We start from the raw sequence: 18,056 nt of genomic DNA, 5'->3' as shown, positions 1-18,056 counted from the left end.
GCCACGAGTACTATCAAAATTGATATTATTTCGAGGGAGAAAACATACTCAATACGTAACATCCAAACGACGACTCGTGAGCATCGTTTTCGTTCGTCAAATAAGCAACTATATCCATTTGGCGAACTACATCGATATGCAAAAATAATTTTACTGATACAAATGTTCTGTCACTCTTGTCAACCGAAATAACAAAGTAGCTTCAGATAATGTATTACGGTGGGTGCAGTCACAGAGAGGCTGTCATCCCTAGCCGAGCTGTGGCGCATCTGTGGGTGCTCCGGCATTCCACAGGCACCCGACGCCACTCACACACCCCCCAAGGCCCAGTTTATGGGCCTTTCTCTCACGTTCGGCTTCTATTTCGGTGCCGGAGGCAGAATGTAAAAACAGCGTTTTCGAGGGAACCAATCGGTGAGACGTCCGGTTACAGATGGGATTGCGGGCGAGCTCGACGTTCCCGGGCTGCAATGGTCCCGTCGTCCGTGATTCTGATCTCGAAGTTCTCGTACTCGAAGCGGACCTCCGACGCTCCGCGCTGACTCGCCTCTGGACCCAGTGTGTCCCGAACTGCCTCCAGGTCGATGTAATCGTAGAGCGGTGCCGACGTGGTCGCAAGCTGGTCAAGTGCGTTGCTCAGAGACGTCTCGATGGCCTGGTTCCCCCGCCAGTCGTGAGTTGCGAGAACATCCCACGACCGGAGTACGGCTGCATCCGTTTCTGACGACATGGGAGACGTTTTGCATTGGATGTATATATACTTTGAAGTCTAAGTATCAGATACAATAACGAGACGAGGGCTATTTTGGGATGTCGTGAATTGATGCGGGAGTGGTGTACCAGACGTAGTGCATTATTATAGTCACGAGTACGTATCTACAATACAATAACAGTTCCAAAATTACATTCTGTATACAGTAAAGAGTCCAGTACGGGTGTCGATGGAGAGACAGCACGTTCACTAAAATTATTAATCTTATTATAGATAATTTAGCTGTATATTGAGTATTTATCCAGAATTGAGATATAGAACTGCTGTTCACAAGTTATCCGGAGAGCCGTATCGGCTGGAAATCAAGCAGGCATAGTCATATATAACATAGTTATTTACATAGTCTATATTCTATATTTGTTCCAATCGAAGGAATGGGTGGCGACCATTGCACTTCCCAGAAAGTTGAAACCCCACGAGGGCGACGTTCGAGTATGACCGTCCAGACCGCCGTCGTCCTCGCCGCCGGGGAGGGAACGCGGCTGCGGCCGTTGACCCGCAACCGCCCGAAGCCGATGCTCCCGGCAGCGAACCGTCCGATTCTCGAGCACGTCCTCGACGCCCTCGTCGACGCTGGCCTCGACCGCCTGGTACTGGTAGTCGGATACCGCCGTGAACGCGTCCAGGAGTACTTCGGGCCCTCCTACCGCAACGTCCCCATCAAGTACGTCGTCCAGCACAAGCAACTCGGAAGCGGGCACGCCCTCTTACAGGCCCGCGAGGCTGTCGACGGTCCCCTTATCGTAGTCAACGGCGACCAGATCATCGAAGCGAGTTCGGTCCGGAGCGTCCGCGATGCCTTCGAAGAGGAGACGGCACCGGCCGTCATGGCCGTCCTCGAACGACAGGATGCGAGCAAGTACGGCGCGATTACGCTACGCGACCGCGACATCGAGGAAATCGTCGAGAAGCCGGACACCGACAAGTACCGGCTGATGAACGGCGGCATCTACGCCTTCGAACCGTCGATATTCGCAGAAATCGACGAGACAGAGCGAGAGGCCGGCGAACTCTCGCTGACTGACACCATCGCCAGAATCGTCGAGACGGACCGGGTTCGCGGCGTGCGCATCGGCGGCCTCTGGGTCGATGCGACCTATCCGTGGGACTTACTCGAGGTTTCCTCCGAGGTTCTGGCGCGAGGGCGCACCGCAGAACCCGAAATCAGCGAGGGCGTCTGGGTCAGCGACGCAGCAGGCGTCGACGAGGCGGCGGTGCTGCGACCCCCCGTCGTCGTCGGCTCCGACTGCGAAATCGCCCCTGGTGCCGTGGTCGGGCCGAACGTTGCCCTCGGTCAGAACGTGACCGTCGGGGCGAATGCCACACTCGAACGGACGGTGCTGGACGCCGACGCGCGGGTCGACATCGGCTCGACGCTTCGCGATGCCGTGGTCGGACAGGACGTCCACCTCGGTGCAGCCACGACGATTTCGGGCGGTCCCGGTGACGTCCGCGTCGGCCGGCAGGTCTTCGAGAAGCAACGCCTCGGTGCGGTCGTCGCCGACCGGGTGCGAGCGCGTGGGGACGTCAGCTTCGCCCCCGGGACGCTCGTCGGGCCGAACGCCAGACTGCACGCCGGGACACACGTCAGTGGAACTATCTCCGAGGGCGTGGAGGTGATGCGCTGATGTGCGGCATCATCGGTGCTGTCGGCCGGGACGACGAGACACTGGAGACGCTCGTCCACGGCCTCGCGAAACTGGAGTACCGCGGCTACGACTCCGCCGGCGTTGCGTTGACCGGTGACGGGTCCGGCGTCGACATCTGCAAGCGCGCAGGCGAAATCGACGACCTCAGAGAGTCACTGGAGACGCGCAGTCCAAGCGGCGCGGTCGGTATCGGTCACACCCGCTGGAGTACCCACGGCCCGCCGAACGACGCGAACGCACACCCCCACAAGGACTGCACGGGCGACGTGGCCGTCGTCCACAACGGCATCATCGAGAACTACCAGTCCGTCCGCGACGAACTCACGACGAGCGGCCACACCTTCCGCAGCGACACCGACACCGAAGTCGTCCCCCATCTCATCGAGGAGGGACTCGCCAACGGGTTAGACCCCGAGGCAGCCTTCCGCGAGGCGGTCGGCCGAATCGAGGGGAGTTACGCAATCGCGGCCGTCATCGCGGGTGAGGAGACCATCTTCGCCGCACGCAACGACTCGCCGCTCGTGCTCGGACTGGACAACGAAATCTTCTACCTCGCCAGCGACGTGCCTGCCTTCCGCGATTTCACCGACCAGGTGGTCTATCTCGCCGATGGCGAGTTCGCCCGCCTCGACGACGACTGGACGGTCACCGACGCCGACGGGACCGTCCTCGACAAGGACGTCGAGACAGTCGAGTGGGACCCCGAAGAGACGGGCAAGAGCGGCTACGATCACTACATGCTCAAGGAGATTCACGAACAGCCACGCGCACTCAGGCAGTGTCTGCGCGGCCGCGTCGACGAACTCGGGGGGAGCGTCGACCTCGGCGACCTCGGCGACCTCTCGCCGACCGGTGTCCAGTTCGTCGCCTGCGGCACCTCCTATCACGCGGCGCTCTACGGCGCGCAGTTGTTCGAACACGCCGGCGTGCCCGCACAGGCATTCCTGGCGAGTGAGTACGCCGCCTCGCCACCGCCCATCGGCGACGCACTCGTCATCGGAGTCACCCAGAGTGGGGAAACCGCAGATACCCTGTCGGCGCTCCGTGAGGCGAGTCGCCGCGGTGCGCGGACGCTCGCCGTGACCAATACGGTCGGGTCGACGGCTGCACGCGAGTGCGACCACGTCTTCTACATCCGCGCCGGTCCCGAAATCGGCGTCGCCGCGACCAAGACGTTCGCCTCTCAGCAAGCTGCACTCAACCTGCTCACGCTCGCGACTGCCGGCGGCGACACTCGGAGTGTCGTTCCCGCGCTGCGTGACCTGCCCGGCAACGTGCAGGCGCTACTGGATGACTCCCGAGCGGCAGATATCGCAGAAATATACGAGGACGCGTCGTCCTATTTCTTCATCGGCCGCGGCTATCACTACCCGGTCGCGCTGGAAGGCGCGTTGAAGATGAAGGAGATTACCTACAAGCACGCCGAGGGCTTCGCCGCCGGTGAACTGAAACACGGCCCGCTGGCGCTGGTGACCGAAGATACGCCCGTGTTCGCCATCGTGACCGGCGACAACGAGATGGCGACCAAGACGATCGGGAACGTCAAAGAAGTCGAGGCCCGGGACGCGCCGGTCGTGGCCGTGACCGACGGGCAATCAGACGTCGAGCGCTACGCCGATCACGTGCTTCGGGTGCCAGAGACGCATCCACGGGCGGCAGCCGTGCTGGCGAACGTGCAGTTACAGCTGGTCGCCTATCACGTCGCGAACCGGCTGGGCCGGTCGATCGACAAGCCACGGAATCTGGCAAAGAGCGTCACTGTCGAGTGAAGAACTCGGGACTTCGCTTGTGGGTTTTCTCGTCGAATCTGGATGCTGGTCCCGAAAGATTCAGGCCGAATATTCGACGCGGTGATACTCGTCTTCGAGTGCCGAGGCATCTTCCGGGAGGAGCGCAACGAGGATGTTCGGGACGATATCGCTGAAGTAGTCGATCAAGCGCCCAATACGATCGCTGTCGATCGCTTCGAGTGAGTCGAGGATCATGAAGGGTGCCTTCTCGTGAACATCGTGGACGAGGTAGCCTGCCAAAGCGAAGACGAGCCCCGTTACCTCGCGCTCGCTCTCGCTTAGGTGATCGATGGTATCCTCGTACGCTCGGCCCTCACTCGTTGTTCTGACGACGTGAAGTTCGAATACGGATTTGCTCACCGTCCGTCGCCCGTCCCGCATCTCCTCTTCCTTCCGCTCGATCCAGACGCGTTCGAGATTCTCGTATTCGAGTACGCTCAGGATGTCGTCCATCCTGTCGTTAAATTGTGTGACTGTCTGTTGCTCGATGCGATCGATGTGTCCGCGTAGTTCGTCCAACTGCTGATTTATATCCTGTATCTGTGTCTCGATATCTGGCATTTCCCCTTCGATAGAGGTTATTCGCTCAATCTCGTCAGTTTTCTCCGACAATTCGGACTGCTTTTGCTCGAGTTCGTACTCGAGAGCACTCACTTCCTGACGAAGTTCGATCAGCTTGGTATCCTGTGACTCCTGCAACTGGTGGATCTCCTCTTCCAGGCGCCCGATTTCGTTGGAGAGTTCGTCGATGCGGGAGGTGAGTTGGTCGATGTTCCGGTCGTGGCGTTCGATGTCGTTTCGCACCTGATCGATACGGTTCTGGAGCTGGTCGCGCCGTTCGTGCTTTTCGTGTAGCTGCTCACGGTCGCTTTCCAGTTCCTCGACTTCGGTCTGGAGCTGGCGTCGCTCACCAAAGAGGTCTTCGTGAACTGCGCGGAGGCGTTTGATCGTTTCCGAGATATTCGACTTCTGGGTCGTACTCCCACACGTCCAACAAACGATAGATTCGCTCTCTGAATCGAGCAGTACATCCGTCTTCGTGTCGCCGTCTGGCGGCGCAGTTGTTCCTTCGCGGAGGGCAGCAAAGATGTCTTCATCCATCGTCTCGTTTTCGATCATATCCTGGTTGAACTGCATGATATTCTGCAGTTCACTCATCATCGATTCTTTGCGAGAGATTTTATCATAGAGAGACGCTATATCGGCTTCGAGACGGTCCAGCCGGGAGTCATCGAGAGATATCTCCGCTAACTCAGCCTCCTTGGTACTCACTTCGTCTTCGAGTGATCGTTTCGTTTCCTTACTGGACTCACATTTTTCCTGAAGCTGTGAGAGAGACGATTGCTTCGAGTGGAGTGTGGCCAGTTTCTCTTCGAGTGTCGTTTTCTGCTGTTTCGAATCCTCGACAGACGTTTCAGTGGTCTCGATCTTCTCGGTCTTCGCCTCGATTTCCGCGCGCAGGTCGTCGATCTCACGTTCGAGTGTCGATTTGGTCTCGCGGAGCGACGGCAACGAGTCGAGTTCGGACTCGATTTCGTCTTTCCGAGATTCCTTCGCGGACCGTTCCTGTTTCAGCTCTGCAATCTGACGCTCGATGGCGTCTGTATCCACCGGGGCCATGATGATGTCGTAGAGGTCACCGCGCTGGCGAACGGCCTCTCGGGCCCGATTTTGTTCGAACAGACACGCAAACAGCTCCAGGTAGTGCGCTTCTTCTGGGGAAAGATAGGGGTTTCCCGAAAAGGCTAGCCCACTCTCTGTCCTGGAAACCCCCCTCCGATAGGTTTCACCCTCGATTTCGAATTCGACCCACCCCTCTTCTGCATCGCCTTTGAGTGAGACGTTCGTACTACCGAGTGAGGCACTGATTGCCCGAAGCAAGGAGGTTCGGTTGGTTGCGTTTTCACCTGAGAGAACATTGACTCCACGATAGAGTTGTGTTTCGAGTGTATCGATCCCTCCTAAATTGTGGACCGTGACAGGGCCAATAGCTGAATCCTGAACCGGGGACATAGGCATAGTAACGTTATCCCCCCGTTTAATTGCTTTGTCAGTTCATGTTAGAGTTTAGAGTACTATCACTTTTAATAACTGATTACGTCGAAAAGTTTATTCTGATTTACACTCGCACCCATTATCATCTAAGATACTGAGTAAGCTTCTGCTGGTATTGCACTGTCGGCAGGTTACAGTCACCGAAACAGTGACATCGAAATCTCCGACGTAGAAGCCTTCCTTCTTCGAAAGAGACTCTAAGTTGTCAGTGACAACTGTTGTCAGGCGGCTCTGGATTTTTTGTGCTGTGCGTTTCACCGATTGAATTTGGTCTGAAAGAGACGAATCTGTCGAGGCTTTGGTAATCTCTCGTACATTTGTAAGGTAGCGATACATGGTTTGGTGAGAAACGAAATCTTTTTTAACTGCCTGAATTTCTCCGTCTGACAATCCAAAGCGCTCCTTGACCTGGAGCGCTATAGTCTCGGAGGAATCATCTTCACTCAGGAGCCGGTACGTATTTTCGAGTTCACCTTCCAAGGGAATGACTCCTGTCTCCCCGAGTGCACTCTCTAACACTCGTTGGTTGAAAAACTGTGTGAGCTCACGAACGCTTGCATCCTGACCGTCTTCACCGACCCACCTGCGTTCGAGTTCATCCGAGAGCGGCTCCATCTGTCGGCGTCGGATTACCTCGGCAACCTTGTTTTTCGGCGAGGGACTGGAGTTCATATACCCCGTTGGAGAAGTTGCTACTTCAGTGGCGTGGGTCAGCCGACCTCATCGCTTGGTGCAATGGAGACGTCGGGCGGACTCACGGACGACCTCACAGCAGGACAGCTGTGGAAGGTCGAGCCGGCGACGAAACGCGAGTTACGATATTTCGAAGAGTTCGCCGCCAGAGACGGATTTGAAGTCGGCGACTGACTTCTGCTCGATCGTAACACCGAGTGTCCCTATAGTACTGAATATTCCATAGTCTGCTAGACGTTCGATAGTTTGAGAGATATTTGAATCAATCTCAGTATTCAATACGGGGTGAGTATCCGTCAGCAAGAGTATTCGTCTTTCGATACCTTTTGGAGCTATGTCGGGGTCGATAAACTGTTCTTCGCCAGCACTGAGCGCAGTACTGATGTCTGTGCCACCTGACGGTTCCATCGCAGAGATTTTCTGTTCGAGGTCGTCACGCACGAGCGATTTGACTTCAGACAGTTCTTGAAGCACATCGACTGACGTGTTGTAAGTTGCAACGGCCACTTTGTCGTGAGCCTGCAATCCCTGAATCGCCTGCATGACGAAATCGGAAATCAGTTCAACCTTCTTCGGTTGGGACTCATCAAGCCCATCACGCTGGGTAGAGTGAGAAAGCGAATGGGTAAGCGGGAGCTCCATAGATGACGAAAGGTCTATGAGTAGGATAATCTCGAACTGCGGCCGGTGGACACGTATCTCTCGAGAGATGAGGTCTGAAACCGAGTTCGATTCAGAGAGCAAGGGCGACAGCCGAATCGAACAGTCGAACGTGCTGTCACAGAGCGAGAGAGTCCCCGACTGTGCCTCGTGGCGGATACACATATCAGTGGTAGATAAGAGTGGAATGAGCCCGAACGGCCTGCTTTGAACATCTTCTGTTAAGTCGTTCCACATAATGTAAGTTGTTGTATATATAAAAATAATAAGAAATGATATAAAGATTTTGAATTGGTCAAATCTTGATACAGACTTGTATTGAGTTGGATTACTGTTGTAATCAATATATGATTAAAGTTGTGGAAGATATGTCCCAGACGAAAAACTAGTGATTAAGTCAGCAGATAAATTATACAGCGTCAATGACGAGTCAACAGCGTCAGCGATTCATCATCGGGCAGGTGGTGTGGATGCTGTTGGGTATCCTGTCGCTGACGCTGCTGGAAGCCCTCTCACTCGAGCTCTTTTTCGTCATCTCACTCATTGGATTCCTGGTCATCGTCGAACTAACTGCACCATTCGCAGTTACTCCTCACTGGCGGCGACGACTTCGGTGGATAATCTTGCTCGGCCTGATTGGATTCGGCTATATCGTTATCAGGCGTGTGCTGGCAATCCTCCCTGAGGGGGTACTCTAAATGAGGCTGTCGTACCCACGACTGGTTCTCGCTGGCTTCGGCGTGGTTGTCGTCGCAAGTTTGCTCGTTGCGGCCAGTATCTCGGGTACCGCATTTGGGTCGTACAACCCCTCGTGGGAAGGTACTTCAGATTTGCGAGCAATGGGCGAATCGTTCGCGGATGAGACATCAGTCATCCAGAATACCGAGTCCTACGAGTCGGACACAGCAACGGGGACAATCGGCTTCGTAATTTCACCCGCTGAACCCTATTCGACGACCGACGTCGCTACGATTCGCCAATTCATCCAGCGCGGAGGAACACTCGTCGTTGCAGGTGATTTCGACGGGAGTACGAATCAACTGCTTCGAGGGCTGGGCACGTCTACTCGCATCACGAATGTGCCAGTGCGTGACGAGCAAGAATACTATCGAAGTCCTGCACTCCCCATTGCCCCGAATGTTACGAGCAGTAATTACACGAACAATATATCACAGCTGACATTGAACTATCCATCGAGCCTTCAGTTGGCAGGCAACGAGAGCACCGTCCTCGTACGGACGTCTTCGTATGCGTATCTGGATCTGAACCGCGATGGAGAACTGAACAGTACGGAGACGCTGAGACAGCATCCAGTTGTCTCGAGGGAGCAAATCGGGGAGGGTGAGTTGCTTGCCGTCAGCGACCCGAGCATCTTCATCAACACGATGCTTGATCAGCCGGACAACCGAGAGTTCGTCCAGAATCTCGTCGACCGGCACAACCGGTCAGTGCTCGATGTCTCACACTCCGGAGGAGTGCCTCCCCTCGTTGGACTGCTCATGCTCCTCCGAGAGTCGACGGTCGCCCAGTTATTAGGCGGGGGCCTGTTACTCGCCATGGTTGGAAAGTGGAGGGGACTACTGGGCTATACACGCCGTCTTGGACGGAGGATTTCGCTGTCTGCAGAGGTTCCCGAAAGACGCGCGGTCGACAGCGGGGCTCTCAAAGAGAGTTTGCAGGCGAAGTATCCAGACTGGGACGAACAGCGAGTTGAGCGCGTAGCACAAAGTATTATGCCGCGAAACGGTGAGGGAAGAAACGATGAGTGAGCCTGGGGAGTTGTACGATGCGATCTACGATGAAATCTCGACGATTATCGTCGGGCACGAGGAGTTAGTCGAACATCTCACTGTATCACTTTTGACTGGCGGTCATATCTTGCTGGAAGGGGTGCCTGGCGTTGCGAAGACGACCCTTGCGAACGTCTTCGCCCGCGCTAGCGGTCTCGAGTACAATCGGATTCAGATGACTCCGGATATCCTCCCTGCAGATATCACGGGAACGACAGTCTATCGCCAGCAGACGGGTGAATTCGAACTCCAGCGCGGACCAGTCTTCGCAAACGTCGTTGTTGCAGACGAGATCAATCGTGCAACCCCCAAGACACAGAGTGCGCTGCTCGAAGCGATGGAGGAACGGCACGTTTCCATCGAAGGGGAGACGCTAAAGCTCCCAGAGCCGTTCATGGTCATCGCAACCCAGAACCCAATCGAGATGGACGGCACGTTCGAACTCCCAGAAGCACAACGGGACCGCTTCCAGCTCAAGCTCACGGTCGATGTGCCGAAACGCACCGAAGAGCAAACGATTCTCGATCGGTTCGACGAACAACCCACTCTCGACCCGGGGACGGTCAGTCAGGTCGTCGCACAGCAAGACCTCGACGCTGCGAGGGACATCGTCGGCGACATTCACGTCGAAGAGAGCGTCAGAGACTACATCATCGATTTAGTCGAGGCAACGCGCTCGCATCCTGATGTGGAGTATGGAGCATCACCGCGGGCCTCGTTGGCATTTTTGCAGACAGGAAAGGCCCGGGCGGCCATTCACGACCGACAGTACGTCATCCCGGACGACATCAAGGCGCTTGCTGTTCCCGTCCTCGTGCATCGGCTGGTGTTGAACACTGATGCACGACTCAGTAATGTCTCCCCACGGGAGATTATCACTGATATTCTCGACGAAATCGTTCCACCGAGCGGTGTTGCAGAGACGGCATCTGAGACCGTTGCGGCTCCAGCACCCGCGGGCAGCGACGATGGGCCCCAGTAGACTCACTGCGTAGAGTGCCACGCAAAGACGACAGTACGAGTCTCCGTATCGACCGTCTCGACGTGGATGGGTTTCGCGAGTCCATGGGCGAGACCGACTGCGAGAAAGGAGACAACGGGATGGTCGAACCGGTCGAGCGGGCCGTAGGCATTCCCCTCGACTTCGACAGTGACTCTGGTATCGCCCGTTTCGTGTTCATAGCGGATGCCATCGACGATTTCGAATTGCTTGGCGAGGCCGTCGACGAGCTGGGGCATGAGCTCCCCGACAGATTGCCCGACCGAGCCGGTCACGGCACGCTCGAATTCGGAGAACAGGCCTTCCCCAACAGGTTCGAGCGTGACACCGCGCTGGGTTGCACTGTCAGAGACCACGAAGACAGACCGAAGGTGGGACTCGTCGGGGAGAGCGGCCTCATCTGACTGGGGGACGAACAATCGAACCTGGATACTGTCATCGCCCAGTGGGACGTACACGTGCGTTCGTGTGAGTCCGAGTTCTTCGATGAGCGTATCGAGCGTCGACGCAACGCTGTGGTGTACTGCGGACCCGACGCGTGCGGAGACGAGACGCTCGGGGGTCAGATAGTACGTCAAGACTGCAGCGAACAGGCCAGTTGCCCCGAGTGCGAGTAACACCGTCTCGACGACCGGGAAAACAATCGCTCCGAGAGTAGCCAGGAGACCCAGCAGACCAAATCCGAGAGCGGTTCGTCTGTAGTGACTCCGCTGAGCCTGGACGTACGCCTCGCGCAATCGCTGGTTCTCTTCACGGAGAATCTCGACTTCGGCAAGCAACGCTTCGTCCGTCTCGCTGGTCGAAGCACTGCCCGCCGACACAGTCTGCTCTGTGTCTTGCCCATCCTGCTGCAATTGCGTTGGATTCTCACTGCTCATTGGGTACTACTCCGAGTGTGACGAGGGTGTATCGATGAATTCCATAGCTGACAATCGCGACGAGACCAATGATCAGGGCTGCACTCATCCAGAGCGGGGAGACGGCCCTAACCACGAGGGCGCCAGCGAGAAGCGAGCCCCCACCGACGACGAGCGTGGTGAGTGTCGACAGCGAAACGAGAGACTGACCAGAGCTGCCCGAGAACTGGAGTCCAACGAGGGGAATTTCGCTCAGTACGAGCGTCATGACTGCTGGGTCCGATGGGAGGAAAGTCGCCACCAAGAGCTGGCCGAGTGCGAAGAAGAAAACTCTCGGGAGTGCAAGCGTGGCAACGCCGAGAACCAGCCCGCCGACGAGTCCAGCCAGCCCTGCCAGAACCCAGAATACGATCGAGGTCGCGAGAAGTGCAATCCCGGCTTGCAGCGAGAGACCCGGTGCCGGCAGGTCGCCCCGAGACACATCAGTTGTGACACTCATGTCTGCAGCACCTGCCTGCGTGAGCGGCCGTGTTGGAGCAACATCTGTAATCGGTCCCGAGGGCCGACTTCGAAGGCGCTCACGCGCTCGAGAGAGTCGAGCTCGTGACGGAAGGCTTCGAACTCGACGTACTGTTCGTACGCTGTCGCGACATCGCGAACTGTACTCGTACGAAAGAGCACCGAAGGTGTCAGATATACCGTCACGTAGCCACCGCTCTCGCGAGCCAGTTTGACCGACTCACGGAGTTCAGAACGCGCGGTGTCGTCGGTCAAGATGACTGACCACTCCGACCCACTCTGCTGTGAGAGTGTGAGCGCTGCAAAGAGCGGCCGGTTCTTGACTCGCCGGACGTACTGCTGTTGGTCACTGAAAAAGGGCGTCAGTGTTCTCGCAAACGACGAGTCTTCGGCTGCAAGCGCCTCCGCTCGCGCCCGAGCGTTCGATGATGACGTGACGGGAGCGGGCGGCTGCGACGACGATGTCGTCGACAACTCGACGAGGGTCGCTCGAATCGAAGCGATACTCGTCTCGGTGGTCACAGGTTCGAACTGTGCGGTGATGCCCTCGTTGCCGACCGTATAACACCCGATCGGGTCACCGTATTCGGCGCCGCTGTTGACGATTGCCAGCGCTATCTGTCGGAGATAGTCGAGTTTGGTTCGCCCGGGTTCACCACTGTTCGTACTGGCGCGATGGTCGAGGAAGATTTTCGTATCCCTGTCGGTCTCGAGTTCGAATTCCCGGATATGCGGCTCTGCTAACCTGGCAGTTGCTTTCCAGTCGATGCGACTGACCGTATCGCCAGGAACGTACTTCCGGACGTCAGACGGCGTGATTCCCGTCCCTGCGTCCCCCGTTTCGTGTTCGCCGAAGCCAGTCACCTGGCGGTCGCCTGCCTGCCCGACGTGGATATCACGGGGGGCTCGTGGCTCGACACGCACAGTCGGGCTCTTTCCATGGGAAACACGCTGTGTGAACAGCCCATATCGGTCGGAGAACGTAACCTGAGGTTGCTCGAAGGTAAACTCACCGGCAACTGGCCAGTACAACGCAGCGCTCGTGTCCGAACGAGCCTCATCAGAGAGCGAAAGCGTTGGCATCTCACCGCCCACACCGACTGGGAGGGAACCGGTAATGTCGATACCAAGGTCGCCGTGTGACTCGCCCGCAGCAGAGAGCGTCACCGACCGATATTCTTCGGCAGTCAGCGTTCCCCGCTCGACAGAGAGTTCGACGGTCAGGTCCGAAAGCGCCTGTCTGAGTCGAGTCGAGAAGCGATACTGAGCGAGGAGTACCCAGCCACCGAGCGCGCCAGCCCCGACGACGAGACTCGGAGCCGAGATAACGACACCCCAGAACGCCAGACCAGCACCCAGCGCTGAGAGTGTCCAGAACCGATAGGTGACTCGCACACGAAAAACAGGTCAGTCACTCTAATTGTATTTTCCGGTTCGACTGGTCACCGCCACCAGAGCGGCCCCTCGACGGGGCGGATCAACGACGAAAGGCAGCCGGCCTCTTTTCAGCAATCTATTTACACGAGGGTTCGTAGCCCTAATCCAGTAACGAATGGCACGTCCCCCACACTGGTCACTTTCTCTGCTTGCACTCATTGTGGGGGGACTCTGTCTCGCACTGGTCGTCGCCAGTGGGGTTGGCGCTGCAGCGACGGCCGACAATACCACGAACACGACGACGCATCACGAACGCCCGTCGGCAGTGTCGGAAGACGGGGATACACAATCGGTACAGAATTGGCTGACGAACCGACTCGGTTCACGACTCCAAGACAGTTCGATACAACTCAGTCAGGGGGAGTACGAACTCGCGGACTCTCTATTGGGCGAGGAATTCGAAGACCGCCTGGACCAGTTCGTCGATGTCGCAGGAGAAACCGATGATACTGACGACGACAACACGAGCGAGTCGTTCGAGGAGGCAAAAACACAGCAAAAAGAGCTAGTGAACAAAACACAGGAGTTCAATCGCGTCCAGAAACAGTACGAACAGGCGCGAGAGGCCGGGAACGAATCCCGGGCACGGACACTGGCTCGCCGTTTGCTTGACCTCTGGAGTGAAATCGAGCAAGGGATCGGAGAGCTATCCGACCTGTATGCACTGCTTTCGAGACAGACAGGGACTGATTTCACTGGCGCGAGGCAGTCTCTCGACGAGTTACAGCGGAACGTCACAGACCAGCGAAGCGCCATCATCAATCAGGTGTTCGTCGACACGCGGCTTGCGCTGTCGGTCAATCGCTCGACAGCGTCGTATCTGGAGCCGGCAGAGATCTCTGGCACCCTGGTCGACGAAACTGGTTCCGCCCTCGGGAATCGGACGATTGGCCTGCGGATTCAGGATACGGTCCGTGTTCTGAAGACGGATACGAACGGCACGTTCACTACGGTCTACCGGCCACGAACGAGTCCGAGCGCAGAGACCACAGTGACGGCTCGGTACGTACCGAATGCGACATCGGAATATCTGGGCTCTCAGGATGCAGTCACACTGGCGGTCGAGCAGACAACCGCAACGCTCTCGATCGAGCGAGTTGCGTCGCCGCTACGATTCGCCACGCCCAGTAATGTAACGGTGCGCCTGGAGGCAAATGAGCGGCCAATCAGTTCGATGCCGATTGACCTCACGATCGGAAACGTATCGCTGGCGACAGTCCAGACAGGAGCGGACGGGACGGGATCGACAGCCAACACAATCGGCGCCACAGTTCCCCCAGGCAAGAGGTCTCTCGAAGCACAAATCGCTCTCCCGAACAGTACAATCGTTGCACAACCTGCGTCGACAGAGGTGACCGTCCGTGAGACAGCGACCAAGTTGACGCTCGAAGCAAGCCACTCGAACCGAGACATCACTCTCTCTGGCGCCCTGCAGACCCGAGAGGGGCTGACTGTGCCAGGTGAGCCCATCGTTGTCTCGATCAATGGCTCGAACGTTGAACGTGTACGAACAGGCGGTGACGGTCAGTTCGACACGACTGTGACCGTATCGAGTGCTCTCGCAAACCGTTCTGGCCCACTCAGACTGACAGCACGGTACCGCGGTAGCGGGACGAACCTTCAGGCCACACAACAGCAGGTCCTCATAGAGGGGATTACAGTCGCGAATGGAACAAGCGGAGGACAATCGAGCGAGGGAGGAAACGGCTCTGCTGGAAACGGTGGAGAGAATGGTGCTGGTGGTGGTGGCGGTCCTGGACAGCCCAACAGTGGTGGAGCGGACCTGCTGGTCTGGGCAGTTGGTGGTGGGCTACTGGTTCTTGGCTCGCTTGGATTCGCCGTGTGGACTCGTCGCGACCAGCCAGAGGCGACCGAGATTGAGGGTGAGGAACCTGCTGTCGAAGCAGAGACAGAAGTGAGTGAGTCACAGACCAACCTGGAAAGCGCACAGCAATTACTCGACCGGGGAGAGTACCGGGCAGCCGTGATGAGCGCATACGGCATGCTTCGGGATTCGTTCGAGACGGGAAACTCAGCACAGACTCACCGAGAATTTTTCAGCGAGATACGAGAGGCTGGCTGGGTCGACGAGAGCGACGCATCACGGCTAGAAGCCATCACCGAGAGCTTCGAACAAGTCGCGTTCGCGCCTGGCACTGCATCCGCCGAAGAGGCGCGCTCTGTCATCAACGCAGCCCGCGAGCTGATAGAGAAAAGCCAGTCCGTCAACGCGGCCGATGATTGAGTACGAGAACTTGCGCCACTGAGACACGCACGCGCTTTGTATCGCCAGGGAGACGGAGACAGGGATGTGACAGATGCGGTCCGACCAAACGAGATATCGTCGGAAAACGAGTCGGGAGACAGGATCCGTGACCACCGCTGGCTGGACCGGGCCGAACCCGCCGCTTCGTGAAATCCGATTATCATCTCTGATTAGCAGAGGCAAACTCATTTAGTGTTTCAACCGACCAGTTTACATATCGGATTCGATAGTATGAGGGGCAAATATCAGACGGCAAAGACGTGGATGGCAGTCGCGCTCATGGTACTGTCAGTGGTGACAGGACCCATAATTTTGACCGGTAGTGCTGGCGCAACGGTGGATGCAGTTGCAGTCGACGAGAGTACAGTCGACGCCGGCACCTCACTCTCGGGATACGCCTCCTTCGGGAGTTCGACACAGAGTGACGTGCACGTCGTCCTGGACGATGGAGACGGCACCTTCAACAGTGCCGACGACAGCGTGGTGAGTCTCTCTGCATCCGGCAACCTCCAATCATGGAGTGGCCTGGGGACGAGTGGCTTCAGCGATGGGACCTACACCATCTATGCCTGGGACAACACCACGAGTTCTGTGAGCGATGGGACGAATCTCTCGAAGGTACAGGAGGCAACGACGACTGTCACGATCGACAGCACGGCGCCGACAGCGACCATCTCGTCACTCGGACAGTCGACGGTCAAATCAGGTGAAACGGTCTCGGTCACCTACGAAGCCAGCGACGCGACAGCTGGCGTCGAGACGGCAACGCTGAAATTCACCAACGCGAGCGGAAGCGTCGTGAAGACCGCGACCCTCAGCAACACATCGGTTGGTTCGACGGCGACCACCGACGTGACAGCGCCGTCCGCAGAGGGGTCGTATACGGTCACGCTAGCGGTGAGTGACACGGCAGGGAACTCGAAGACGAGCGGGGCGGAGAGCCTCACAGTCGATACGACAGCGCCGAACGTGGGCATCGTCTCGCCGGAGACGGATGCGAATCTCACCTCCCAACCCACCATCTCGCTCAGTGCCTCGGACAACAACGCACTCCAGACTGTCGAGGTGCGCATTCAGCGCACTGATACCGACGAGTACTACAACGGCAGTTCGTGGGTGAGCTCGGATTCCTGGGTGAATGCGACGAAAGAGAGCACAACCGAGTGGAGCTACAACACGCAGTCCAACGGCATCGTTGCGGACGCGAGTTATACAATCGTTGCACGCACAACGGATACCGCGGGCCATACGACGAAATCGACCGGCTCGTCGACGACGAGTTCGGCACCGCTTCCGATCTCGACTGCCGAGCCGAAAGTCACCTACACTGTCGACACCCACAAGCCGATTCTGGAAGACGTCACGGTCACGAACAACGAATCAGGCGACACAGTCGAAGTTGGCGACACGGTCAAAGTTTCGGCCACGGTGTCTGATTCGACGAGCGGTGTCGGCTCTGTGACGGTCGACGCCACGGCATTCGGGCAGTCGGGCGAAGAAGAGTTGTCACACGACTCCGGGACGACCTACTCGACGACCTTTGCTGTGACCGATTTCACCGTTACCGACGGGTCGACGACGGTCGATGTCACGGCCACGGACGCATTTGGCCAGGAAACTGTCAAGAGTGATTCGATTACCGTAGATACGGCTGTCGATACCGTCGAGTCGTTGATAATCCACGCTGAGTTCGTCGGGATCGTCGCAGACACGAACCAGTCTGTTCGCGTTACTGCGACGGGCCTGGAAGATGATAATGGCAACACAGTGACTGTCGGGAAAACGACACTGAGCATTGCCGGGACGACCTACCAGGCCGACGTCAATGATGGGTCAATCGCTACGGAAATCGACCCGACGAAGATAGCAAATACAGCCACGACGGATCAGCGAGTGACCGTGCGCATCGTCGGCAGGGACGCCACTGCTACAACCGATAAAGTCACGCTGGTCCACGAAGCACAGGACTTAGAGAAGGGGTACCAGCTGTCGGGGACGCCGATGCCCGCCGCTGACGTGCTCTTCACCGACGATGTGCGCGACGTGACGACGTACTCTTCGACCGGGACGTCGACCTGGGTCGGGACGGATGCAACACAGGTCGGTGAGGGCTACTACATCAATGCCGAGACTGCAGACGCACGCGTCGGCTACATCTTCGAAGAAGACAGCGACACCAAACAAGATTACACGCAGATAATGGACGACGGCTTCAACCTCGTCAGTCCTGCAGTCTCCCTGAACGGAGGAAGCGATTCGCTCACGATTACGGCCGACATGGGCTTCGAATCGGCCCCCACCGGGAACGATATTCTGTTCCACGTCCAGGACACGAGCGGGAATGTCGCAAAATCACCGAGCGGGGCCGAAGTCCCGCCATTCGAGGAGACCTCGCCCAGCACCTCCGTGTCGGCCTACGAGGGCTACTTCGTGGAGGTCACTGACTCTCGCTCGGCCGACGTCTTCCACAATATCGCCTCGGACGGCTACAACGAAAGCAAGGGCAGCTGAATACCCGACACGCCGCGAGGAAACCCTCATACTATATTTGAATCGGGCAGTCACTCT

14 protein-coding genes are annotated in these 18,056 nt (G+C 57.3%); 7 read left to right on the top strand and 7 right to left on the bottom strand.

The genetic code is table 11. The annotated features are described in order from the left end of the window. Positions 1 to 427 precede the first annotated feature (427 nt). Positions 428 to 730: a HalOD1 output domain-containing protein gene (locus tag WDJ57_RS16975; RefSeq protein ID WP_338902094.1), complete on the bottom strand. Its 303-nt coding sequence runs from the start codon at positions 728 to 730 to the stop codon at positions 428 to 430. Between the two features lie 476 nt (positions 731 to 1,206). Between WDJ57_RS16975 and glmU the strand changes: the two genes are divergently transcribed. Next, positions 1,207 to 2,400, top strand: coding sequence for a bifunctional sugar-1-phosphate nucleotidylyltransferase/acetyltransferase (glmU, locus tag WDJ57_RS16970; RefSeq protein ID WP_338902093.1), 1,194 nt, complete (start codon positions 1,207 to 1,209; stop codon positions 2,398 to 2,400). Then, the gene (glmS, locus tag WDJ57_RS16965) at positions 2,400 to 4,190 is read left to right on the top strand and encodes a glutamine--fructose-6-phosphate transaminase (isomerizing) (protein WP_338902092.1); all 1,791 of its coding nucleotides are present in this window, start codon (positions 2,400 to 2,402) and stop codon (positions 4,188 to 4,190) included. The genes glmU and glmS overlap by 1 nt, the downstream gene beginning before the upstream one ends. A 60-nt stretch (positions 4,191 to 4,250) precedes the next feature. Here glmS and WDJ57_RS16960 read toward each other — a convergent pair whose 3' ends face one another. The 3 genes from WDJ57_RS16960 to WDJ57_RS16950 form a co-directional block, all read right to left on the bottom strand. Further along, positions 4,251 to 6,224 (bottom strand): archaea-specific SMC-related protein, encoded by a 1,974-nt coding sequence (locus WDJ57_RS16960; RefSeq protein WP_338902090.1) that lies wholly within the window; start codon positions 6,222 to 6,224, stop codon positions 4,251 to 4,253. 96 nt (positions 6,225 to 6,320) lie between these two features. Continuing rightward, entirely contained in the window at positions 6,321 to 6,881 is a 561-nt protein-coding gene (rdfA, locus tag WDJ57_RS16955) for a rod-determining factor RdfA (protein WP_338902088.1), read from the bottom strand. A 198-nt stretch (positions 6,882 to 7,079) separates the two neighbouring features. Then, complete coding sequence (locus WDJ57_RS16950) at positions 7,080 to 7,601, bottom strand: vWA domain-containing protein (RefSeq protein ID WP_338902087.1); 522 nt, start codon at positions 7,599 to 7,601, stop codon at positions 7,080 to 7,082. A gap of 440 nt (positions 7,602 to 8,041) precedes the next feature. Between WDJ57_RS16950 and WDJ57_RS16945 the strand changes: the two genes are divergently transcribed. The 3 genes from WDJ57_RS16945 to WDJ57_RS16935 all read left to right on the top strand — a co-directional run bounded on the left by WDJ57_RS16945 (position 8,042) and on the right by WDJ57_RS16935 (position 10,391). Next, positions 8,042 to 8,317 (top strand): hypothetical protein, encoded by a 276-nt coding sequence (locus tag WDJ57_RS16945; protein WP_338902086.1) that lies wholly within the window; start codon positions 8,042 to 8,044, stop codon positions 8,315 to 8,317. Positions 8,318 to 8,458: 141 nt separating this feature from the next. Further along, positions 8,459 to 9,388, top strand: coding sequence for a DUF4350 domain-containing protein (locus WDJ57_RS16940; protein ID WP_338902085.1), 930 nt, complete (start codon positions 8,459 to 8,461; stop codon positions 9,386 to 9,388). Next, positions 9,381 to 10,391 carry an AAA family ATPase gene (locus tag WDJ57_RS16935; RefSeq protein ID WP_338902084.1) on the top strand — a complete coding sequence of 337 codons (1,011 nt, stop codon included), beginning with the start codon at positions 9,381 to 9,383 and terminating at the stop codon, positions 10,389 to 10,391. Before WDJ57_RS16940 ends, WDJ57_RS16935 begins: the two co-directional genes overlap by 8 nt. A gap of 2 nt (positions 10,392 to 10,393) precedes the next feature. On the opposite strand, the gene WDJ57_RS16930 is transcribed toward WDJ57_RS16935, so the two are convergent. From WDJ57_RS16930 to WDJ57_RS16920, 3 genes are read right to left on the bottom strand one after another with little or no spacing between them, the layout of a single operon-like run. Continuing rightward, positions 10,394 to 11,287 (bottom strand): hypothetical protein, encoded by an 894-nt coding sequence (locus WDJ57_RS16930; protein ID WP_338902083.1) that lies wholly within the window; start codon positions 11,285 to 11,287, stop codon positions 10,394 to 10,396. Further along, on the bottom strand, positions 11,277 to 11,765 hold the full coding sequence (locus WDJ57_RS16925) for a hypothetical protein (protein WP_338902082.1): 489 nt from the start codon (positions 11,763 to 11,765) through the stop codon (positions 11,277 to 11,279). Before WDJ57_RS16925 ends, WDJ57_RS16930 begins: the two co-directional genes overlap by 11 nt. After that, on the bottom strand, positions 11,762 to 13,180 hold the full coding sequence (locus tag WDJ57_RS16920; protein WP_338902080.1) for a DUF58 domain-containing protein: 1,419 nt from the start codon (positions 13,178 to 13,180) through the stop codon (positions 11,762 to 11,764). Before WDJ57_RS16920 ends, WDJ57_RS16925 begins: the two co-directional genes overlap by 4 nt. 427 nt (positions 13,181 to 13,607) lie before the next feature. On the opposite strand from WDJ57_RS16920, the gene WDJ57_RS16915 reads away from it, so the two are divergent. After that, positions 13,608 to 15,467: a hypothetical protein gene (locus WDJ57_RS16915; protein ID WP_338902079.1), complete on the top strand. Its 1,860-nt coding sequence runs from the start codon at positions 13,608 to 13,610 to the stop codon at positions 15,465 to 15,467. A gap of 357 nt (positions 15,468 to 15,824) precedes the next feature. After that, positions 15,825 to 17,999: a hypothetical protein gene (locus WDJ57_RS16910; protein WP_338902078.1), complete on the top strand. Its 2,175-nt coding sequence runs from the start codon at positions 15,825 to 15,827 to the stop codon at positions 17,997 to 17,999. The last annotated feature ends 57 nt before the right edge of the window (positions 18,000 to 18,056 follow it).

It is taken from the genome of Salinibaculum sp. SYNS191 (genome assembly GCF_037338445.1).
Lineage (GTDB): Archaea > Halobacteriota > Halobacteria > Halobacteriales > Haloarculaceae > Salinibaculum > Salinibaculum marinum.
Note: the sequence above shows the minus strand (reverse complement) of the source record. Positions and strands in the feature narration are given on the sequence as shown.

Coding starts and splice junctions, on each gene's coding strand:
- WDJ57_RS16975 (WP_338902094.1), bottom strand. CDS start 730: ATGTCGTCAGAAACGGATGCAGCCGTACTCCGGTCGTGGGATGTTCTC.
- glmU (WP_338902093.1), top strand. CDS start 1,207: ATGACCGTCCAGACCGCCGTCGTCCTCGCCGCCGGGGAGGGAACGCGG.
- glmS (WP_338902092.1), top strand. CDS start 2,400: ATGTGCGGCATCATCGGTGCTGTCGGCCGGGACGACGAGACACTGGAG.
- WDJ57_RS16960 (WP_338902090.1), bottom strand. CDS start 6,224: ATGTCCCCGGTTCAGGATTCAGCTATTGGCCCTGTCACGGTCCACAAT.
- rdfA (WP_338902088.1), bottom strand. CDS start 6,881: ATGGAGCCGCTCTCGGATGAACTCGAACGCAGGTGGGTCGGTGAAGAC.
- WDJ57_RS16950 (WP_338902087.1), bottom strand. CDS start 7,601: ATGGAGCTCCCGCTTACCCATTCGCTTTCTCACTCTACCCAGCGTGAT.
- WDJ57_RS16945 (WP_338902086.1), top strand. CDS start 8,042: ATGACGAGTCAACAGCGTCAGCGATTCATCATCGGGCAGGTGGTGTGG.
- WDJ57_RS16940 (WP_338902085.1), top strand. CDS start 8,459: ATGGGCGAATCGTTCGCGGATGAGACATCAGTCATCCAGAATACCGAG.
- WDJ57_RS16935 (WP_338902084.1), top strand. CDS start 9,381: ATGAGTGAGCCTGGGGAGTTGTACGATGCGATCTACGATGAAATCTCG.
- WDJ57_RS16930 (WP_338902083.1), bottom strand. CDS start 11,287: ATGAGCAGTGAGAATCCAACGCAATTGCAGCAGGATGGGCAAGACACA.
- WDJ57_RS16925 (WP_338902082.1), bottom strand. CDS start 11,765: ATGAGTGTCACAACTGATGTGTCTCGGGGCGACCTGCCGGCACCGGGT.